Source organism: Fodinibius sp. (assembly GCF_034521915.1).
Lineage (GTDB): Bacteria > Bacteroidota > Rhodothermia > Balneolales > Balneolaceae > Fodinibius.
On record NZ_JAXHLU010000017.1, the window covers coordinates 217,628 to 235,010 of the forward strand.

The following is a 17,383-nucleotide window of genomic DNA, read 5'->3' on the forward strand; positions in this document are numbered from 1 at the left end:
ATTAATTCTGAGGATCAACAATGGGAATAAACAATTGTGATACCTGTTCATGTAACTGTTTTGAGAGCTCCTTTCTGTCATTGGCAGTAAGCTTGTCTCCAAACCTAACCGTGATATTAATCTGTTTTATCTTTAGCAGCTCCCAAAAATGAGGTAAGAAAGCCATATCTCCCCACCAGCAAACGTGAGACCATGCCGGCCGATCGACATCCGATGAGCGGTATGAAATAGCCACACAGCTGACCGGCATTTCTTTTTTCGCCGGATAGTGTAACAAAGAGGAATTAAAAGGTAAAACCTTTTCCCCTTTTGAGCTTGTTCCTTCGGGAAATAAAATAATCCCCTTCGAATCGGTTATAGTCTCCGCAATCCGATTGTTCATCCGACGAACGTCGCCCTGTAACTTTCTATTTATGAAAAGAACTCCTAAAGTTCGGGTTCCCCATCCAAAAAAAGGCCATGATGCAACTTCACTTTTGGCAATAAATGTTCCATCCAATAAGTACCAAAGAGGTACAATGTCGATATAACTTAAATGATTAGATACCAGAAAAAAAGGAGGTTTAGGCGACGATCCTTCAGAAGTAATGGTAAGCCCCAGAATTTTGGCTGTTAACGAAGCCCAAAGAGTTATTATACGATTCTTCCATTTAGCAACCATCGAAGGTTTTAAGAAACCAAAAAGTATATTACCTGCTGCAACCGAAATTACCGTACCGAAGGTAAGAAGAAAAAAAACTATAAGACGTAGGAATGCCCGTACATTCTCAATCATTATTTTCATAACTATCGAAAAAACAGTGTTCTTGAGCGCTCATCGAGGTTCTCAAGATCTACCAATATTAAAAAATCAATCGTTTTAAAAGCCGTGTCGAGAGCCGGTTTTGACAAGGTTTTGGCTCCTAAATTGATATATAGATCGAATAATTCTGGCAACGTTACGTTTTTCCAGGCTTTGTTATCCCTTTCAACTTCCGGACATTGGTAGGCATCTTTGGTATCAGCACTCAAAGAACTGTGGATATGATTATTTTCCCGCAGATAGTCCCATACCGTCCATCCCTCGACAGGATCTGTACTTTTGATGGAGCAGCATCCCAGCAAATAGCGTTGTTCGGTCATTTCCATGTACTTTGCTATTCCCCGCCATAACAAATACAGCACCCGCCCATTTCGGTGCTCCTTTTGGATACACGCACGACCTACTTCTACCGCTTGTTTTAAAATTTCCTCGGGAATTGTAGACAGGTTAAATTGAGCCGCTGTATATAATCCATGATATTGAATTGCTTTTTGATACGTCTGCAGGCGATACGTACCTATTGCACGATCCGTTTTACGATCCAAAACAATAAGATGATCGCATTGCATATCATATCGATCAACATCCAGACATTGCCGATGCGATTTATCCAATCCTTCCCCAAGCTCCACATTAAATACACTATATCGCAGTGATTGCGCGGCACGTAACTCAGCTTCTGTTTTGGCAAACTGCAGCTTATACCGATTAGTGGTAAGTAATGGTTCCGATACTGTTTTTTCCACAGAATTAAGATCTTTTATACTTAGTTACCCCTAAGGATAAGTAACTAAGCATTAAAAAAGAATCAAAAAATAGGATATACAGGCTGATTCTGTACAGATAACTTAGGAATCAGTTATTTTTAGCGATCCAGTTTTTAAGAGCCGAAGTCACCAAGGCAGAATAATACATATCCTTTGTATCAGCTATCGACTTTATTTTTTCAACTAAATCAGTTTCTAAATAGTAGCTGACAATTTTCTTTTTACTATTTTTCTCTTTTTTGGATGGGGTATTCTTAATCCTGTTTGTATTCGTGTTGTTCAAAGTCTGTTTTTTAGCTATAACAGCAGTATCGGCTTCCTTTTTTTTATCTGATACTCCTCGGTCAGGAATAAAACCCATTGTACTTTTCTGCGATTTAAAAGCGATGGGACTACTCCCTAAACTTTTCTTCTTTGACATAATAAGCTGGTCCCCATTAATATTCTACGCGTGCTGCAACTGTCCATTTCTGATTTCCTGAGCCAACGCCTTGTAATCCTTTGCCCCATGGCTATCAGGTGCGTATTCAAAAATGGTTTTATGATGACTCGGTGCTTCTGCCAGCGCCACATTATCCCGGATAATCGTATCAAAGACCTTATCACCAAAGTAATCCTTAATATGATCTACAACCTCTTTATTAAGATTTTTCCGACCGTCAAACAATGTACAGATGATACCGCTGATTTCTATTTCAGGGTTCAATCGTTCTTTAACAACCTGGATAACATCCATCAGCTTTGAAAGACCATGCAAGGCCAAATACTCTGACTGAAGGACAATAAAAATCTCCTTAACCGCTGAAAATGCATTTAGCGTGAGTAATCCCAGGTTAGGCGGACAATCAATCAGGATATAATCGTAGTCTTTGGATAAGGTATTCAACTTATTTTTAAGCAACATCTCACGAGCCGGCTCATTGGCAAACTCCATCTCCGCTCCCGAGAGATCAATGGAAGAAGGCATAATATCAAAACCATTATGATTGATAATCACCTCATTAGCCTCAATATCCCCCTTAAGAACATTGTAAATGCTATTTTCCAAGCGATTGGAACTGAGCCGCAGCGAATAAGTAAGGTTTGCCTGTGGATCCAAATCAACCAGCAGAACCTCAAATCCCTCCTGGGCAAGTCCAGCGCCAACATTAATCGTTGAGGTAGTTTTTCCGACTCCACCTTTTTGATTGGTAAAAGCTATTGTTTTCATACGTACATACCGTTTGTAGTTTCCCGAAGTCAATTAATAATTATTAATCAGAGCAATGCCCTTTATATTAATAGAGAACTCTGAGCATGATTTGTTACAGAAATATTAAAATATTTTAATATTTATAACAAATTAGTTCTGCCAATTAAAAAGACATGTGAAATGAGAAGATCAGAAAATCTTCTACATACTATTTTCAAAGACAAATAAGCAGTGAATTCTGATAGAGAAAGGAGTTATAAATTGGGAAAGAAATAACCAATGATAAATTGGATGGCATAAATAAGGGCCACCAAACCAGCAGCAAACAAAATAACGGCAATAGCAATTGTTTTACCTTCAGAATCTTTCTTTTTTTTAGCCATAATCTAATATTTGAGTTTCCCGTTTCTTGACTAATTACTTTATTAGAAATCTATCAGACCAGATGTTGAGTTGCAAGTGTAAATCAATATCTTATCTCCAATTTAACTGTTAACTTCAAAATTGCCTAATGGACAAATCGATAACTATTTCAGAAGAAAATTATGACTTCTGGAAAACCGGAGCCGTAATTTCTGCAGTCCTATCTGTAATTACGTTTACTGTATTCTGGAATTTGGAGGATCCATTTTGGATAAGTATTAGCAGATTAGGAGCATTTATATTTTTTGCAATAACGATTCTCTGCTACCTGCAAATTATGAACGGTCCTATTGAAATAACATTGAATATGACTGACAAAAATATTCTGGTATCGTATCTAAAAAATGGCAAGAAATTTCACGAAGAACAGTTCGAAAAAGAAACTATCAAAGAAGTATTTCCTACCACATCGGGCGTAAATTTTTTATTGCGCAAACTTAAGCCAACGCTAAAAACTTTTAAAGTCAGCTTTACTGACACTGATAAAGACCTATATTTGTTTGAATTCAGCGGGCGTCCTCTTCTCTTCAGCAAAGCCTCCCAGGAAGAAGTTCTTCAATTATTTAAGAACTTTACGTAACCAAATATTGTAAAATGTTTTTTGAAATTTGCAAAGGTTCATTTTTTAAACAACATTCAACCAAACTTTTAATAAAAAAATCAAAGGATGAAGAGTATAAAAAATATAAGCATTGTACTTTTATTGGTACTGGTTTTTGCCAGTTGTGCCGAAAAAAATCAGTATCAACAACAGGCAAATGAGCTTGCACAAAAAGTAATTATTGTAGACGGACATATTGATGTCCCCTATCAGTTAAAAGATGAATGGGTTGATATTTCAAAGGCTGCGCCCGATCTGGATTTTGATTATCCACGTGCCAAAGAAGGTGGCTTGGATGCACCCTTCATGTCTATTTACATCCCTGTTGAGTATCAGGAAACCGGTGGAGCCAAAGCTGCAGCAGACAGCCTTATTGATATGGTGGAAGGAATTGCCAGTGATAATCCCGATAAATTCGCTTTAGCAACAAACCCCGATGAGATAAAGTCTAATTTTGAAAAGGGATTAATTTCACTGCCTATGGGAATTGAAAATGGGGCCCCCGTAGGTGAAGATTTATCGAACGTACAACACTTCTATGATCGAGGGGTTCGCTATATCACTCTTGCTCATGCAAAAGATAACCGACTAAGCGATTCTTCCTATGATACGACGGCAGATACACACAACGGTTTAAGTGATTATGGTGAAGAAGTCGTAAAAGAGATGAACCGATTGGGCATGATGGTGGATGTATCTCACATTACCGACAGCGCTTTTTATGATGTCATAGAGGTAACGGAAGCACCCGTTGTAGCTACACATTCTTCGTGCAGACATTTTACACCCGGATTTGAACGAAATATGAGTGATGATCTCATCAAACAACTTGGTGAAAACGGTGGTGTAATCATGATTAATTTTGGTTCTACATTCTTGGATAGTGCATCGCAAAATAGTCAGGAACAAGTACGACAGGAAATTGCACAAAGAATTGAAGAAAAAGGGTTAGATCCGGAAAGTGCAGAAGCAGACCAATTTCGTTCGGAATATTTTCAGGAAAATTTCAAATTTAGTACCGTTGAAAAGGTAGCCGATCACATCGACCATGTTGTTGATCTGGTAGGCATCGATCATGTTGGATTAGGCTCAGATTACGATGGCGTAGGGCCAACCCTGCCAACGGGACTGAAAGACGTATCCACCTATCCCAACCTGTTTACTGAACTCTTAGAGCGTGGATATACAGAAGATGAAATTGAGAAAATTGCCTCCGGAAATGTTTTTAGAGTGTGGAATAAAGTAAACGAGGTTGCCGATAACATGCAGCAATCAGATAGTTAATATTTACTTATTATATGTTAAGCCCTGGCTGAATAATATTCGGCCAGGGCTTTTTTAATCCCAAACGAATTTGCACCTATGCAAAAATTAACCTCTCCTACCCTTCTGTTGGATAATGATATTTGCAAGGTCAACATTAAGCGAATGGCAGAAAAAGCCAATCGACATAACTTGCGCTTCAAACCTCATATGAAAACCCACCAGTCGATTCGTGTGGGAAATTGGTTTAAAGATGTTGGCGTTTCAGCTATTACGGTTTCATCTATAGATATGGCCAAGTACTTTGCTGAAGACGGCTGGCAAGATATTACTATCGCTTTTCCATGTAATATCGGCAGAGTTCAAGAGCTAAACGAACTTGCCCAAAATATTTCTTTAACATTACTAATCAATAAGCAAGAAACAGCAAATTACTTAGAAAAGCATCTGAACAACTTCAGTTAATACCTATATCGAAATTGATACCGGTTCAGGCAGATCGGGGTTGGCTTCTGATGATATCACGGAAATAAAAGAGTTAATTGCTGTAATTAAGAAAACAAAACATATCAACTGGATTGGTTTTTACTCACATCCCGGTCATTCATATAGTTGCCGTTCAAAAGGTGAAATAGCTGAAGTTCAAAACTCAGTTGTCAAACAATTCGATTATTTAAGAAAGCATATAAAACCTGATTATGAGAACCTTTGAAATCTGTTCCGGCGATACGCCTTGCTGCTCCGTATCCGATAACTTTGGTCCTATTGATGCTATTAGTCCGGGCAATTTTGTATTTTATGATCTAATGCAAAATCAAATTGGAAGCTGTGCACCTGCAAATATTGCTGTTGCCATGAGTTGTCCTGTTGTGGATAAATACCCCGAAAGGAGAGAACTTATTATTCACGGTGGTGCGATTCACTTTTCCAAAGAGTCAATGACTGAAAATGGGATTACTCATTACGGAACAGTTGCACATAAAGTTGATAAGCATTGGGAACCTTTAGGCAATGACTCACATCTTATAAAGCTCTCCCAGGAACATGGCATTATCCGTTGTTCTAATCATGTATTCAAGAATTACAATATCGGAGATACCATAACCCTCCTGCCGGTGCATTCCTGCCTTACTGCCAATCTTATGAAACAGTATCGGTTGACGGATAGAAACGGCACTGTAAAAATGATGAAGTAAACAAAAAAGGCACTCAACTACTTGAGTGCCTTTGAAAATTAATACCTTGTGTGATGCGAATTACATCTATTTCGCTTTATATACCCAGGCTTCAGAATTTTGATTTTGTCTGATATCTGCCAGCGCTTTTTTAGCACTGTCCAGATCATCAAATCCCTGATAAGTAACCAAATGGATATCTGTTTCCGGCATCATAATTATTGAGGCATTAAATCCCTTCTCAGCAAGCTCCTTTTTTTGTTCTCTTGCATTTTCCATTACACGGAATGAACCTCCAATAACGTAATAGGTAGAAAGCTTCTCACTGTTTTGGTCAACATCGCCATCTTCTTCAGATTCAGAAGTTTCTGGCTCCGGATCATTGGTCTGGTTCTCGGTGTTAGTTTGAAGACTATCTTCTCCACCACCGAGATTTAGTTCAACTTTCTCCGTTTTTACTTCCGGATCCTTCATTGTTTCCGGTGTATCCTGCTGATCACTTTCATTATCTAACGAGTCCGCTTCAGCATTCTCAGATTGTTGATCTTCACTTGAATCCTTTTCTTCAGGCTTGGGTTTTGGCTCAGGCTCTTTCTCTTCTTCCTGCTTTTCTTCATGCGGCTGTTCATTTTTTTTCTCCGTCTCACCATCAAACATTTCCTGGAGGTCTTCATCCTTTTCACGATTCATAATTTTCTGCCCTTTAGAAACCTCTCCCTGCATTCGTTCTCGTTCATCCTGAAGCACTTCATATTTATTTCTGAAATCTTCTTTACCATAACGTTCGGGTATAGTAGGCTCCAATGATGCCTGAATCAATATCACAAGCTCCCTCATCTGGTAATCATGAGACTCGTATCCAAACAGATATCGCAATCCAAAAAACCATGGCGGAAGATCCTTCAAGATAGGAATACCTCGTCGTACATCGGACTTTTCAGTCCTGTATAATCCAGCAATAACTGTTGCCTCTCCATCCAGCAGCAACGCTTGTGTTTGGGCTTCCTGCTTATTAATAATGGTACTTACCGGATCGGGCTGTGCCGATGATCGCTCGGCCTCAATATCCAAGTGGATAAAGGTCGTATCTCGCTGGGTAAGTACCTGCGGAGTAACCGTAAGAATGGTACCGACCGAGAAAAATTGTTCTACAACATTGCCTGCGATATCGCGCTGTTTAATAGAGAAGTCCTGCCCTACCTGTATATTACCTTCCTGTCCATCCATCACTTTTATAGTAGGTGATGCAAGAATTTCGCCAAGATTATCCGCTTCAAAGGCACTAAATAATGTCTGTACCTCGATTCCGGTATTCCCAATTTCACCCACATTAATTAATGCGTTAAATACATTTTGGGATACACTCTGAGCCCCCTTCGAATTCACTTGCACAAAAGGTCCATCCCCATCAAATTGTGAGTTAGGTATTTGTGGAGTTTGTCCCTGCTGACCACCTTGACCGCCACCACCGCCTCCTTGGCCGCCTTGTCCACCTCCTAATACAGATTCAGGAACATTTTCAGAGATAGTTGACCAATCCACACCAATTTCTTGCAGGGCTCGGCGGTTGCCTTCAAAAAAGATAGCATTAATCCTTACTTCATGGGTTTGGGTGGTCGCAACTGGTCCTTCACCCTCTCCACCGCCCGTTGCAGCTTGAGACGCTGCTTGACCTCCCGCTTCAAGAGATTCACGCGTTACAATCTCGAAAAACTCCTGTTTATCAACTAAATGCAGCTCTTTAACACGTAAAATTAGCTTTAAGGCATCCATCCAATGCATCGGTGGAACCGAAATGCCAATTTCGCCCTCTACATCCGTACGATTGATGACCGCTTTATTCCGAAATTGCTGCGAGAATTCATTTATGACATCAACAGCACGAGCAAAAGAGGTGGTTCTGTCAAATCGAACAACTTCCTCGGGATTGGTATATTCTCTGAACTCTGCAGGCAGGTTATCCCGATTTTGACTATGCACACTACCAATAGCAACAAATAGCAATGCCAGTGTAAAAAGAATAGTTTTTTGGTATCTAAAAGATTTCATATTAGTTACTGCTTTCATTTTCATCTTCATCATCATTATTAACCTGCAAGGTTATTCGCTCAACGATTCCACCTTTATTAAGAGTAAAAGAAGCGGTTCCTTCATCAATATCTATTGATGAAAGTCTTCCAAGATACACCTCATCACCTTCAGTAAGTCGCTGCATTATTCCCTGTTGATCCAGTAAAAAGATCTTATTCGAACTAATCGCCAAAAGCTCACTATTCTCCACATTTACAAGATTATTTTCATTCTCTTTGACTGATCTAATAAATGGATAGAATGGATTATAAACCGATCCAAGTAAATTATCATGAATTGTTAAGTCAGCTTCTCCCAATAATTTTACCCGGTCATAAAAGCTTTCCAAAGAAAATCGATAATTAACTTTCCCATAGGAATCGAGCTCATTAATGGGATTTACCGTAACCTCACTAACTTTATTTAACGGTTTACTTAACTCGATTTGACGAAGAAAGTTTATAAAATTTCGGTAGTATCCCTGACCGGTAACCTGCATCGAAATTACTCCATACTGATTATACGTCGTTGAATCCGAAAAACTAAAGGTAAACTCTGTATATGCAGATCCTGTACTTACCCTTTCTAGAAAATCATAAACGTTGTCTTCGTTACTGTTGGGGTACAGCCCTTTATTATAATTATTAAAAAATTTCGTAGCCTCTTTAAATTGGTTCTCAAGCATAGGCAATTGATCAGCCTTCTGCTGTTTCTGATTTAGCTCCTGCTGCGTTTGTTTAACATTTTGTGCTAAATCTTCCAGCTTTGGCTGTTGGAAAAAATAAATATAGGCCCATCCCCCCACTATAAAGATGGTCAGGACAACAAGAAGAATAATTGTATTTCGTACACCGTAGGACATATAACGTGTTTAAATTATTTACCTATCAAATTTTCAACTTCTTCTGGTGATGAAGGTGAATATATAGAATCGGATTCGGCAAAAGATTTTATCAGAATTGAAAATGTGTACACCTTCTTTTCACGCATTTCTTCATTATTGACACTTAGCAGCGTAGCCTCATCAAAAATATTTACGATTCTTGGAATTCTGTTTCTGTATAATGTATATCCCTGAATAAAGGTGCCATCTCCAGACTGGGAAAAAGAAGTTAACCAAGTATTTCCTACCGATTGAATTCCATTATTCAACAAATCAAATTTGACAGACCACTCTTTGCTACCTTGGGTGAGCGTATCCAGCATCGTCAATTTCTCTTTAAGCGTCGACAAATCCTGTTGTAAAACATCTACTTCATTTACAATAGGATCCAGTCGTTCAATTTGTGAATTCATTTGGTTTAAATCACGCTCATAAGAGTCTATCTGCCGGGCGTTCTGGGTATAGAAATAGTTAAAGGTAATGGGCGTCAAAAATATCAAAAATAGGATAAGCATTCCGTGCCATTGCAGCTGGAATATCTTCTGGCGATCCTCAACATATTTGGGTATAAATGATAATTTTGGAAATACCTCATCTTTTGTACCCGAAGCTGCCAAAGCAGCACCAATGGCAGTGGTAAATGAAGGGATACTGGAGGAATCTACGCTCAGACTATCAATAAACTCTTCTTTGATCGCCAGGTTCTCTACGTGGATATCAGGAAAATTCTGTTGAAAGAAATTTACCGCATCACTCCCCCTCGTATTGTTAGCCAATAGAATACGATCCAAACTGGGCACTTCTCCTGTATCTAACTGGAAAAGAATTTTACTGAATACCGTATTCATGAAGGATTTCTTTTCCGTTCCCTCATTTATTATGGGAGAAACAAGCCAAATCTCTTCTCCTTTCATAAAAACGACGCGACAGGTTTCTTTCCCGAACTGGATAATACCCGTCATTTCATCAGCATCAAGCTCATAGTTAGCTCTTACCAGCCCCACGAGCGCAGTTTCATCAGGAATAATGCTTTGTATGTCAATTTTACCCGTGTAAAGCTCACGAGCCCTGTTTACAGCCTTTAGGGAAATCGACTCATCCTCAACTGAACCGAGTAAAAGCGAACCATCCTCCCGAACTTCATACGAATATTTATCAGGGGATTTGGGAGTACCGTAGATCGATTCAAGTTTATCCTCGAGGTCTTGAATAAGGTCTTTCTCTTTGACTTCAGAAAAATCAGTATCCCTTATAACCTGAAAAATAGTATGACCGGCAGGTATATTTAGTCCTAAATATACTTTGTCACTGTCAATATCGGATAGGATATTATAAATAAGAAGCTCATTGGATTGAGGTGTATCGGCCTCCTCAACCATGTCGAGCTCCATATCCTCCTCATCTTCCTCTTCCTCCAGTTCAGAAAGATCTAACTCATCTTCAATATCCTCTTCTTCGTCCTCTTCCAGACCAAATATTGAATCGGCATCATCATTTTCTTCAAAAGTAACCTCTTGTTCAGCACCAGCATCCATATCCCGGGTCTGTGCCTGCTGCTGAATCTTTTCAACAAGTGAAAAGCGGTCCAGCTTAACGATTTTAGCTGAACCCCCTTCAACACGCAGCCGTGCCACACGGATAAGGTCATCCTGAACTGTAAGTCCTACATATTCTTTTTTTCCAAACATCCCGTAAAATTATCCGTCGTAGATTAATATTGGGCTTCTGAAATAAGCTGTTTTAGCCGTTTCTTATTATTAGCGTTATTGATGGCTTCCTCCTGGGAAATTTTTCCCTGGTCATAGAGGCGTTTAAGGTCCTGCTCCATGGTCATCATCCCCTGTTCACTCCCCTCCATCAGCATCTGGTAAATCTCGTTAACATTATTATTTCTGATAGCAGCCTTAACCGAACTTGTAACCATTAAAACTTCTTTTGCTAATACCCGCCTACCGTCAAGACTGGGAATCAGCTTTTGACTTATTACACAAGTAAGAACATCTGCCAAACGGGTACGCACGCGATTTTGCTCATCGGGGGGCACCTCCCCAAGAATACGTTCTATACTTTCCATTGCAGAGCTTGTATGGAGCGTTCCAAATGTCTTATGGCCCGAGTCTGTAATTTCAAGAGCAGTCATAATTGTCTCGGGGTCTCTAAGCTCACCAATAACAATAATATCAGGATCCTGACGCAGCGCCTGTATAGCACCCTCCTTAAATGATTTAACATCCCTGCCTACCTCACGGTGACGTACTACTGATTTTTTGGGCTCATGAACAAGCTCAACCGGAGAAGCGATGATAACAATGTGAGAATCAACCGTCCGGTTATTGGCATCAATTACCGTATCAAGAGTTGATGATTTACCTGAACCGGTAATTCCCGTTACAAGCGTCATCCCGTATTTAAAGTACTTGAGACTAAGCGCTTTTGCCACTTCCGGATGCAGGTTAAGCCCTTTAAACGGACGAATTTCGTTATCGATTTTACGCATGTTCAATGCCAGATGCTCCAAGTCAAAATACATGTCGGCACGATAACGACGAGCACCAGAAATTGAATCAGTGCCCGACAAGGAATAGGAAAAGTCTAAATTGCGATTCTCAAGCAGATGCTCACGCTGGCTGGGCATTATTAAATTATGCAGCAAAAAGTCGGTTTCAACAAGAGAAAATTCAGGCGCACTTTTGTCTGGTGATTTATCACCGTGTATACGATACCAAACCTTATTACCGCAACCGGGACCTCCCAGATCAATATCGGAGGCCTCATTCTTGTACATCTTTATTAGGAGATTCTCAATAGCAGCGCGAAGTTGAGCCCGAGTCTCTTCATCCTGGCTGTCAATAATTTTGCCAATTTCCCGATGACGTTCCAACCCCTTTAAACTGTCACTGAGCTGCGCAGCAAGCGGTTTTATAAGTTCTTTGACGCTATTTTTTTGTACCCCTACTTCCATCAAGTAATCTAAATTTACTATTTAATATTCGCAGTCTGCTGTTAATTAAGAACTGCAATAAGGTTCTTTGTTACGAAATAATATAAAAGTTAATGAACATACATCTGTTTACTAATCCAAATAATTGATTGGGTTTCTTAATATACAACACAAAACATTAAAAAATTTTAATATTTCCAAAATTATTTTTAGCACCGTGTACTATAGTATTATAACTAGAACAAATGGACTAATCACCAATTACTATCGTCTAAAAGGCGTTTTTTGAGCTGCAACAGCTGCACATTCATATTACTGATCTTCTGCTGCTGAATCTCAATAATATTACGGGTGAAAATATTGAATAATTTTTCAGGCTTTTTTCGGAAAAAATTCAGTGCTTCGTAACGATCAAATTTAAGCAACTGTGACTCCCCTTCCGAAACCACCTTAGCCATCCTGTTATTTTTGCTGAAGAGAAAAGTTTCCCCCAAAAAATTACCCTTATCAAGGGTTGCAAGCTGGATATTATCTTTCCAAATAGAAACTTTACCCTTCGTTATTAGATAAGCGGAATTGACATACTCCTCTTCGCTAATAATCACATCATCCTGAACAAACCGTTCTTCCGCCCCCAGATTTAGGAATTCCATTATATCTTCGTAATGAAAATTCCTTAACAACAAGGGCGGTTCTTTTAAGAACTGCCGAATGTGTTCTGGCGTTGCCTCTTTTTCTGCCTGATTATCAGTTGCCATAACTTATCTCCAAATTTAACTTATGCTAACCCCTTAAAGACATTAATAATATTAATAATTATTTAGCTCTACCCTAAACGTCTAAGAGTTTTTTAATCTTCAATGGTAATTGCTGCAATTTCTTCAATTGTTGTAATTCCGTTCTTTATACGCTCCCGGCCTGAACCACGCAAGCTTAACATTCCCTGACTCATCGCATACTCTTTAATAGCGACCTCATCTATCTCGTCTCCTGACTCCAGAATCATTTTCCGAATCTCTTTATCAAAATACAAGGCCTCCATAATAGCACTACGCCCCTTATATCCATTCGTACATTTATCGCATCCTACCGCTTTATAAAAGGTAGTTTCTTCGTATTCTTCCTCGGTAAAGCCAACCCCTTTTGCGGTTTCAATATGTGGCCGGTACTCTTCTTTGCAATTCTTACAGAGCCTGCGTATCAGGCGCTGAGCCATAATCAAGTTAACGGCATTCGCAATCAAAAATGTCTCTACCCCCATCTTGTAGAGTCGTGAGATAGCACTGGGAGCATCGTTGGTGTGCAGTGTGGAAAAGGTAAGGTGACCGGTATTCGCCAGTTTAATAGCAATTTCTGCCGTCTTAAGGTCACGAATCTCACCCACGAGCACAATATCCGGGTCATGACGTAAAATACCCCGCATCGCCAGATCAAAGGTCATATGGTTGCCAATTTTTAGCTGACGGGCGCCTTCTATAAGATATTCTACCGGTTCCTCTACCGTAAGTACATTCACTTCCGGAGTAATTACATAATAAAGTGCGGCAACAAGCGTCGTCGACTTACCACTTCCCGTTGGTCCCGTGGCAATGACAATGCCTGAAGGCTTTTCGATAGCTTTAACAAAATCCTCTTTCGCCTTTTCCTGCAGCCCCAGCACATTTAAATCCGTAATAACTTCACGGTCATCCAGAATACGAATAACGATTGACTCAAACTTTCTATCGAACTGTGCCCCAACCATTGGCATGATTGAAACACGATATCTAATATTATGCCCGTCTACCTGGCGCTGAATAAAACCATCCTGGGAAGCATCGCGCTCGAAGCGGTCAACATTACGCGTTTTATCTTTAACAACTGCCGATATTGCTTCCGGTTTTACATTATTTTGCTGATGCCAGAGCCGAAGCTTGCCATCAATACGAAATCGAATATCGGTCGATGCCGGACCGCATGGCATAATATGAATATCACTTACCCCCTTGCGAACGCCCTCCACAAGAAAACCCTCAACCAGAGAGTTGAGCATACTCTGGTTGATTTCTGCATCTATTTCCTCTTCGTCAACTTCGTTGGTCTCTTCCTCGAGGTCCGGCTCTTCATATTCAATTTCCTCAAGCAGGTCCAGAAACTCGTTCTTCTGTTCGTAAACCTGCGTTAAAATCTGTTCTACCAGCTCATACCGGCAGTAAACAATATGGTGCTGCTTGAAGTTTAACTTACTGACGATGTTCGAGAGTGTGGGATCAGAAGGATCGGCAGCGGCAATCTTTAAGGTGTTTTGACTTTGACGAAGGGGCACTGCTTTTTGGTGCACAAGTTCATCCACTACCTCGCTGGGAAGTTCGTCAATATGAGATTTAATCTCCTCAATTTCCTCATCATCAAGAGACTCCTGATCGGCAAATACCTCCTCAAACGCATATATAGAGGCAATTTCGCTCATCACCTCGTGCCTGTCGATACCAAGATCCTGGTATAAAATCTGGCCCAGCCGCCGGTTCGACGTTTCCGGTTCTTCCCGTAGAATCGCCAAAGCTTCATTAAGCTGATCTGCGGTAATAATATCCCTGTTAACCAGGATATCACCAATATGTCTGCGTGTATTAACTTTTCCCATTAATAAACCAACGGTTTGCTGAGTAGTCTAACGTTCATGCAAAATGCTTCCACAATATACATGTTCATTATGGAAATGAAAGTAAAAATTCGAAGTCTTTTTCATTTCCTTTTCTCACATTTTTTAAAGAGCTAAATCAATTCTGATTTATTTTAAAATAATTTGAGGGATATGTCATATTCTAATATTGTCAAATCCCCCTAACCCCCTTTGGAAGGGGGAACTATAATGCTTTTTAGTATTTAGATAATTTTAATTTTGCTATAGTTCTCAAATATAAACTAACAACTTTTAAAACCAGCAAGGATATTCCTCCGTTGAAGGTCGCCGACGCTTCAAAGTACAGCCTTCGCAGCTTGTGCTTCGGCGTAGTAGGCCTTTAGCGACGTAGCGAGGTGTAGGAGGATGTCATTTATTTTCTAATTCTTGCATCGTTTCTTCAATTTTGGTTAAAACGCCATCAAGATGGTTCATTACTTCATGGTCGTAAAATCGAATAACATGTAATCCCAGTGATTCTAATCGCTTTTGACGTCGAAGATCGTAAGATCTTTTATCATCATGACTGTCGCCATCAATTTCAATTACCAGCTTAAGTTTTCGACAGTAAAAATCAACAATAAATTGGTCCAGCGGTTTCTGACGATTAAACGTATATCCCCGCATGTTCCCTGCCCGTAATGATTTCCACAATTCAATTTCTGAAGGCGTGCTGTTTTTTCGGAGCTCACGAGCCCGATCTTTTAAGTTGGGATTATATTTGATGTAACTCATAATTTAAAAATTACTACTAACTTCCCCTTCGAAGCGGGAAATGAATTCGGTTTAAGCCGGAGAAACAAGGGGTAATTACATTCGCTTTTTAAAGCTGATGATCATTTACTTTTATCATATTCAATCAAATTCCCTTTGTCCCAATTTATAATTTGAGCAAAAGCATTGCTTTTTATCATATCCTGTCAAATCCCCCTAACCCCCTTTGGAAGGGGGAATGTTTGCTTTTTTTCTAATATTTATTCGACCTTTTTTTCTTGCTTCTAAAATAAGATTAAGCCTGTCATCATATTTCCAGCAATACCTTCCTCCTTTGAAGGTCGCCGACGCTTCAAAGTACAGCCTTCGCAGCTTGTGCTTCGGCGTAGTAGGCCTTTAGCGACGTAGCGAGGCGTAGGAGGATGTTTTCTTATAATTTGCATGTAGTCCGAACTTCAATTGCTAATATTCTCGAGTTTCAAATTCCCTAATCCCCCCCTTGCAAGGGGAACTCTTTGCTTTTACATGGCTCCTGTATTAGGTTGAATTAAGGCGGATTCGGCGGAAACAATCGTAATGGCAATAAGGGCTATCATAATAAAAATGTTTACGCCCAAACTAATCATATCCACAATGGTATCCATCTTATAGGTCGTTTGGGTTTCATAGTATTCTGCCAGCTGCTTGGCGTTTTGCTTAAGTGCACCCGACTCGGCTCCCAATTTAAACCGGCTAATTGCGGTATCCGTAAACACTCCCGTGGCCTTGAGCGATTCGATCAGTCCGGCGCCCTCCTTCAACATCATCTTGATCGCCACTTCTTTAATCTGCTTCTCCATATATTTATTTCGGCAGGCTTCGGCAGCCACTTTAATCACTTCAATATTTTGTCCCGACCCGCTATAAAGCGTATAAAATACGCGTGCAAAAATTTCGATGCTGGTCTTGTGAATAAGATCACCGATAACCGGAATCTTAATGATATTTTTATCCCGCCATAACTGCCCCTTGGCCGTTTGGGTCAGCCAGTACCACGCCGCGGTAATGGGTATCACATGCGCCAGGGTAAGCATCAGCCAGTTGTCCTGCAGCCAGTAGCTGAACTCAAGGGTAGCAGCCGTCATGGGCGGCAGTTTAATATCCATCTCTACAAAGGCCTCTGCGGTAGCGGGAAAAATATATCCCACATAAAATAAAATTACCCCGATGGTGGCTACAACCGTAATGGCCGGCATTAAAAGCGATCGACGCAAGTTACTCTTGAACTCAGCATCACGCTCCAGAAATTTCGCGGTACTCCTGAATACCTGCGCCATGTTACCACTGGTGGAAGCCACGCTGAGCATGTAAGAGGCAAAATCTCCAAAGACATCCTCATGCTTGCCATAGACCTCATCGCCCTCTTTTCCATCCTTGAGATCCTTTTGAATGGTTCCAATGGTCTCTTTCATGCGGGCGTTGGTGGTATCCTCATACAACAGCTCCAGAATTTCATCAAAGCTGAGCTGCTGTTCCAACAGGTCGGCACTTAAACTAATAAAAGTAACCACTTCACTTTGCGGGACGCCCCCTTTAAAGTCGAACCACTTTTTATTGATACGAATGACTTTATAGCCCAGCTTAACCAGGGCTTTTTCAACCTCTTCCTTGGAATAAGCCTCCTGCTCTCCGGTTACGGGATCTTTATTCCCCTTTTGAACCTTGTACTGGTAGGTCTCTTTTTTATCGACTCCCTTAACCTTAAAGCCATTTTTACGGGATAGTTTCTCTACCCTGTTTTCGGCTTCTTTTTTGCTGTCCGCCTCGAACTCCGATTTGATCATCTTGCCCTGCGGCGAAACGGCTCTAAGTCTAAACTCCGGCATAATTCCTGTTACTTATTTTTTGTAG

General features: G+C 40.2%; 18 protein-coding genes. 5 read left to right on the forward strand and 13 right to left on the reverse strand.

Annotated elements, in window-relative coordinates:
• Position 1: 1 nt before the first annotated feature.
• The 5 genes from U5J89_RS13485 to U5J89_RS13505 form a co-directional block, all read right to left on the reverse strand.
• Positions 2-775, reverse strand: coding sequence for a lysophospholipid acyltransferase family protein (locus U5J89_RS13485; RefSeq protein ID WP_322576168.1), 774 nt, complete (start codon positions 773-775; stop codon positions 2-4).
• 11 nt (positions 776-786) lie between these two features.
• Positions 787-1,548 (reverse strand): GNAT family N-acetyltransferase, encoded by a 762-nt coding sequence (locus U5J89_RS13490; protein ID WP_322576169.1) that lies wholly within the window; start codon positions 1,546-1,548, stop codon positions 787-789.
• Between the two features lie 109 nt (positions 1,549-1,657).
• Positions 1,658-1,990 carry a hypothetical protein gene (locus U5J89_RS13495; RefSeq protein WP_322576170.1) on the reverse strand — a complete coding sequence of 111 codons (333 nt, stop codon included), beginning with the start codon at positions 1,988-1,990 and terminating at the stop codon, positions 1,658-1,660.
• 24 nt (positions 1,991-2,014) lie between these two features.
• Positions 2,015-2,779: an AAA family ATPase gene (locus tag U5J89_RS13500; protein ID WP_322576171.1), complete on the reverse strand. Its 765-nt coding sequence runs from the start codon at positions 2,777-2,779 to the stop codon at positions 2,015-2,017.
• 236 nt (positions 2,780-3,015) lie between these two features.
• Positions 3,016-3,144 (reverse strand): hypothetical protein, encoded by a 129-nt coding sequence (locus tag U5J89_RS13505; protein WP_322576172.1) that lies wholly within the window; start codon positions 3,142-3,144, stop codon positions 3,016-3,018.
• A 128-nt stretch (positions 3,145-3,272) separates the two neighbouring features.
• Here U5J89_RS13505 and U5J89_RS13510 point away from each other — a divergent pair, with 128 nt between their 5' ends.
• The 5 genes from U5J89_RS13510 (at position 3,273) to U5J89_RS13525 (ending at position 6,244) form a co-directional block, all read left to right on the forward strand.
• A complete protein-coding gene (locus U5J89_RS13510; protein WP_322576173.1) occupies positions 3,273-3,764 on the forward strand; it encodes a hypothetical protein in 492 nt (163 codons plus the stop codon).
• An 87-nt stretch (positions 3,765-3,851) separates the two neighbouring features.
• Positions 3,852-5,069, forward strand: coding sequence for a dipeptidase (locus U5J89_RS13515; protein WP_322576174.1), 1,218 nt, complete (start codon positions 3,852-3,854; stop codon positions 5,067-5,069).
• A gap of 78 nt (positions 5,070-5,147) precedes the next feature.
• The gene (locus tag U5J89_RS13520; RefSeq protein ID WP_322576175.1) at positions 5,148-5,513 is read left to right on the forward strand and encodes a hypothetical protein; all 366 of its coding nucleotides are present in this window, start codon (positions 5,148-5,150) and stop codon (positions 5,511-5,513) included.
• Between the two features lie 40 nt (positions 5,514-5,553).
• Entirely contained in the window at positions 5,554-5,760 is a 207-nt protein-coding gene (locus U5J89_RS16080; protein WP_416208537.1) for a hypothetical protein, read from the forward strand.
• Positions 5,747-6,244, forward strand: coding sequence for a hypothetical protein (locus U5J89_RS13525; RefSeq protein ID WP_322576176.1), 498 nt, complete (start codon positions 5,747-5,749; stop codon positions 6,242-6,244). The genes U5J89_RS16080 and U5J89_RS13525 overlap by 14 nt, the downstream gene beginning before the upstream one ends.
• A gap of 66 nt (positions 6,245-6,310) precedes the next feature.
• Here U5J89_RS13525 and U5J89_RS13530 read toward each other — a convergent pair whose 3' ends face one another.
• The 8 genes from U5J89_RS13530 to U5J89_RS13565 all read right to left on the reverse strand — a co-directional run bounded on the left by U5J89_RS13530 (position 6,311) and on the right by U5J89_RS13565 (position 17,358).
• A complete protein-coding gene (locus tag U5J89_RS13530) occupies positions 6,311-8,272 on the reverse strand; it encodes an SPOR domain-containing protein (RefSeq protein WP_322576177.1) in 1,962 nt (653 codons plus the stop codon).
• 1 nt (position 8,273) lies between these two features.
• Positions 8,274-9,155 carry a type 4a pilus biogenesis protein PilO gene (gene pilO / locus U5J89_RS13535; RefSeq protein ID WP_322576178.1) on the reverse strand — a complete coding sequence of 294 codons (882 nt, stop codon included), beginning with the start codon at positions 9,153-9,155 and terminating at the stop codon, positions 8,274-8,276.
• Positions 9,156-9,169: 14 nt separating this feature from the next.
• Positions 9,170-10,864 (reverse strand): hypothetical protein, encoded by a 1,695-nt coding sequence (locus U5J89_RS13540; protein WP_322576179.1) that lies wholly within the window; start codon positions 10,862-10,864, stop codon positions 9,170-9,172.
• A gap of 23 nt (positions 10,865-10,887) precedes the next feature.
• The gene (locus U5J89_RS13545; RefSeq protein WP_322576180.1) at positions 10,888-12,138 is read right to left on the reverse strand and encodes a type IV pilus twitching motility protein PilT; all 1,251 of its coding nucleotides are present in this window, start codon (positions 12,136-12,138) and stop codon (positions 10,888-10,890) included.
• A gap of 233 nt (positions 12,139-12,371) precedes the next feature.
• Positions 12,372-12,875: a cyclic nucleotide-binding domain-containing protein gene (locus tag U5J89_RS13550; RefSeq protein ID WP_322576181.1), complete on the reverse strand. Its 504-nt coding sequence runs from the start codon at positions 12,873-12,875 to the stop codon at positions 12,372-12,374.
• Between the two features lie 92 nt (positions 12,876-12,967).
• Positions 12,968-14,740, reverse strand: coding sequence for a GspE/PulE family protein (locus U5J89_RS13555; RefSeq protein WP_322576182.1), 1,773 nt, complete (start codon positions 14,738-14,740; stop codon positions 12,968-12,970).
• Positions 14,741-15,148: 408 nt separating this feature from the next.
• Positions 15,149-15,514, reverse strand: a complete 366-nt coding sequence (locus U5J89_RS13560; RefSeq protein ID WP_322576183.1) for an endonuclease domain-containing protein — start codon at positions 15,512-15,514, stop codon at positions 15,149-15,151.
• Positions 15,515-16,014: 500 nt separating this feature from the next.
• Positions 16,015-17,358, reverse strand: a complete 1,344-nt coding sequence (locus tag U5J89_RS13565; RefSeq protein WP_322576184.1) for a type II secretion system F family protein — start codon at positions 17,356-17,358, stop codon at positions 16,015-16,017.
• Between the last annotated feature and the right edge of the window lie 25 nt (positions 17,359-17,383).